Origin of the sequence: uncultured Methylobacterium sp., from assembly GCF_964244095.1 — a bacterium.
GTDB lineage: Bacteria > Pseudomonadota > Alphaproteobacteria > Rhizobiales > Beijerinckiaceae > Methylobacterium.
The window spans coordinates 1-3618 of sequence record NZ_CAXTHR010000232.1; the positions used below are offsets into that span (position 1 = coordinate 1).

Consider the following 3618-nt stretch of genomic DNA (forward strand, 5'->3'; position numbering starts at 1 on the left):
GGGGGAGGGATGCGCGGTGGCGCTAATACACGTCCTGCTGATAACGCCCCGCGCGCTCCAGCGCCGCGACGGCGGCTGCGGCATCGTCGGCGCTCAAGCCCTTCACCTCGGCGTAGGCGCGCTCCACGGCGACGCGCACGTCCTTGGCCATCGCCTTGGCGTCGCCGCAGACGTAGAGGTGCGCGCCGCCGTCGAGCCACTCCACCAGGTCCTTGCGGTGCTGGTCGATCCGGTGCTGCACGTAGAGCTTCTCCGGCTGGTCGCGGGAGAACGCCACGTCGATCTTCGTCAGCGATCCGTCCTCCAGCGCCTCCTGCCATTCGAGCTGGTACAGGAAGTCGTGGGTGAAGTGCCGGTCGCCGAAGAACAGCCAGGACCGGCCGACCTTGCGGCCTTCGGCCGCGAGCGCGCGGCGCTCCTGCACGAAGGCGCGGAACGGCGCCACGCCGGTGCCGGGGCCGACCATGACGATGTCGGCGGCCGGGTCCGCCGGCAGGCGGAAGTGACGGTTGGGCTTCAGCCGCACCCGGAGCTTGGCGCCGTCGCGCATCCGGTCGGCGACATGCGTCGAGGCGACGCCGGAGCGCGCCCGGCCGTGGGTCTCGTAGCGCACCGCGGCGATGGTGAGGTGGACCTCGTCGCCCACCTCCTTGCGCGACGAGGCGATCGAGTAGGCCCGCGGTGGCAGCGGGCGGGTGATGGCGTTCAGGTGCTCGGCGGTGAGCGCGGCCGGATAGGTCTCGATCAGGTCGATGAGGTGGCGGCCCTCGATCCAGGCACGCACCGCGCCGCCCTCGATCAGCGCCTTGGCCGCCGTATGACCGGTCGCCTTGGCGAACCGCTCGACGGTGGCTGCCGACAGCGTGGTGATGTCGCGCTCGCACAGCAGGGCGCGGCGCAGGGGCTCGTCGCCCGAGAGCCCCGTCGCTGACAGGATCTCCTCGACGAGCGCCGGATCGTTCTCGGGATAGAGTTCCAGCGAGTCGCCGGGCTCGTAGGCAGGCGCGCCGTCCTCGAAAGCCAGCGCGAGGTGGATCGTCTCCTTGTCGGAGCGCGACGAGTTGAGGTTCACGTGCTCGACAACCTCGACCACGAACGGGTCGCGGCTGGGCTCGGCCTCCTCGTCCTCGACAGCGCCGGCGCGGGCGAAATCGACCGCCACCACGTTGTCGGAGGCAGCCGGCGCGGGCGCCAGCGCCTTCAGCGTGGCCTTGATCCAGTCGGCCGCCGGCGTCTCGAAATCGAGGTCGAGGTCGGCGCGGTCCGCGGCGCGCCTGCCGCCGAGCGCCTCGAAGCGGGCGTCGAGCGCCTTCCCCGTGGCGCAGAACTCGGCATAGGACGTGTCGCCCAGCGCCAGCACCGCGAAGTCGACGCCGTCAAGGCGCGGGGCGCCGTCGCCCATCAGCTCGCCATAGGCCCGGATCGCGCGGGCGGGCGGCTCGCCCTCGCCCCAGGTGGCGGCGATGGCCACGAGCTTGCCGGCACCCGCCAGGGTCGCCACGTCGAGATCGGCGAAGTCGATCACCTTCGGCTTGAAGCCCTGCTTGCGCGCGAGCTTGGCGACGTTGCCGGCGAGCGTCTCGCAGTTGCCGGACTCGCTCGCGTAGAGAATCGTCAGCGGCTCCGATGCCTTGGGCGGGGCCGCAGGCGCTGCCGCCGGCTGCCCGCCGGCCGCGTCGATGCCGGCGAGGAACCCGGCGAGCCAGGCCCGCTGGGTCGCGGTGGCGCCGCCGAGGACGGCGTCGAGGCTGGCCCGCTCGCTGTCGCCGAAGGGGGCCGTGCGGGGAAGGAGGCTTTGGCGTGGCATCGGGAGACCATGTCGTGAGGCCGAGGCCCCCTGTCAACGGGAAAACGTTCGCTTTATAGAACGTGCTGATCGAAGAAGAACTTTTCTGTCGCTGCGCTGCAAAATAGAATTCTATTCTCCTACCACGGCAAGGGCGGGCGGCAATCCCTGGATTTGACGGCCGCTCGTCGGCGGTGCGGGCAGCGGCAGAGCAGTGGTCGACTTCACCTTCTCCATGGCGAAGCGCGAGGTGACGTTCTTCAGCGGCAACGTCGCGATCAGGCGCTTATAGAAGGCGTCGTAGGCACTCATGTCGGCCACGACCACGCGGAGCATGTAGTCCACGTCGCCGGCCATCCGGTAGAATTCCAGTACCTCCGGCATCGCCGAGACGGTGCCGGCGAACCGCTCCAGCCAGTCGCGCGAATGGTCCGCCGTCTCGATCGAGACGAAGACCGTCAGCCCGAGCCCGAGCTTGACCGGATCGAGCACCGCCACGCGCCGGTCGATCACTCCGTCGGCCTCGAGCCGCTGGATGCGCTTCCAGCACGGGGTTTGCGAGAGGCCGACCCGGTCGCCGATGGCCGCGATCGACAGCGTCGCGTCGGTCTGGAGCAGCGCCAGGATCTTCAGGTCGATCGCATCCACGGCGAACCTCGCATGCCTACCTACCCATGCCGTCCCGGCAGGACGCCCATGAGAAGGAACTTCCAAGATGGTGCAACCGATGCGGGTTGCGGCGTGTTGCCCGAGTCTACCGCATCGCGGCGCGAAAGGCGCCGGCTGCTCCCGCCGTCGCCTTGACAGCGTTCGTTATAGCGAACATCTCAGCCGACAACCAGCGGCTCGAACCAGCCAAGCGCGCCGATCCACCGCACCGCGATCCATCGAACGGTCCATGACCCGACCCACGCCACAGGCCGCAGCCGATCTTGCGGCCGCCCTGAAGGGCCTCGATCTCCGCGGCCGGATCGCGCTGATCGAGGCCGGCCTCACCGGCCGCCTGGTCTTCACGACGAGCCTCGGCATCGAGGACCAGGCGCTGACCCATGCGCTCGCCACCGCCAAGGGCCGCACCGAGATCGTCACCCTCGATACCGGGCGGCTATTCCCGGAGACCTACGACGTCTGGGCCGAGACGGAGGCGGCCTACGGCATCCGCATCCGCGCCTATGCGCCGGAGCGGGAGGCACAGGAGGCGTTCGTGCGCACGGACGGCATCGACGGCTTCCGCCATTCGATCGCCGCACGGCAGGCCTGCTGCGGCTTCCGTAAAGTCGAGCCGCTCGGGCGTGCGCTTGCCGGCGCCTCGGGCTGGCTCACCGGCCTGCGCGCCGGGCAATCGGCCAACCGCGCCGAGACGCCGCTCGCCGCGTTCGACGCGGACCGCGGCCTGATCAAGCTCAACCCGCTCGCGGACTGGACGCGGGACGACGTCGCGGGCTTCGTGCGCGACAATTTCGTGCCTTACAACGCCCTGCACGACCGCGGCTTTCCCTCGATCGGCTGTGCGCCCTGCACCCGCGCGGTCCGCGTCGGCGAGCCCGAGCGCGCCGGCCGCTGGTGGTGGGAGCAGGAATCCCGGAAGGAATGCGGCTTGCACCTCCACGGTCCGGACGCGCCCGCCCGCGAGGCTGCCGTGCGGCCGGGCGCGGAAGCGGCCGTGTTCGAACCGACCCGCAGCCCGACGCCGGAGATGGCTCGATGAGCGCCTCACCCGCCCCGCAGGCCGCCCCGGCCGGCGCACGCCTGACGCACCTGCAGCGGCTCGAAGCGGAGAGCATCCACATCTTCCGGGAGACGGTCGCCGAGACCGAGAACCCGGTGATGCT

At 70.6% G+C, this 3618-nt stretch carries 3 protein-coding genes and 1 pseudogene; 2 read left to right on the forward strand and 2 right to left on the reverse strand.

Annotation, left to right across the window (positions count from 1 at the left end):
- Nucleotides 1-22: 22 nt before the first annotated feature.
- On the reverse strand, nucleotides 23-1807 hold the full coding sequence (locus ACFE86_RS21625) for a sulfite reductase flavoprotein subunit alpha (RefSeq protein ID WP_375457374.1): 1785 nt from the start codon (nucleotides 1805-1807) through the stop codon (nucleotides 23-25).
- A gap of 111 nt (nucleotides 1808-1918) precedes the next feature.
- A complete protein-coding gene (locus tag ACFE86_RS21630; protein ID WP_375457375.1) occupies nucleotides 1919-2434 on the reverse strand; it encodes an Lrp/AsnC family transcriptional regulator in 516 nt (171 codons plus the stop codon).
- Nucleotides 2435-2684: 250 nt separating this feature from the next.
- Here ACFE86_RS21630 and ACFE86_RS21635 point away from each other — a divergent pair, with 250 nt between their 5' ends.
- Complete coding sequence (locus ACFE86_RS21635) at nucleotides 2685-3494, forward strand: phosphoadenylyl-sulfate reductase (protein WP_375457376.1); 810 nt, start codon at nucleotides 2685-2687, stop codon at nucleotides 3492-3494.
- A pseudogene (locus tag ACFE86_RS21640) lies at nucleotides 3491-3618 on the forward strand (sulfate adenylyltransferase small subunit); the annotation flags it as partial. The gene ACFE86_RS21635 and the pseudogene ACFE86_RS21640, both read left to right, overlap by 4 nt.

What these genes read in the sequence shown, in the direction of transcription:
- ACFE86_RS21625 (WP_375457374.1), bottom strand. Translation starts at nt 1,807, where the DNA reads ATGCCACGCCAAAGCCTCCTTCCCCGCACGGCCCCCTTCGGCGACAGC.
- ACFE86_RS21635 (WP_375457376.1), top strand. Translation starts at nt 2,685, where the DNA reads ATGACCCGACCCACGCCACAGGCCGCAGCCGATCTTGCGGCCGCCCTG.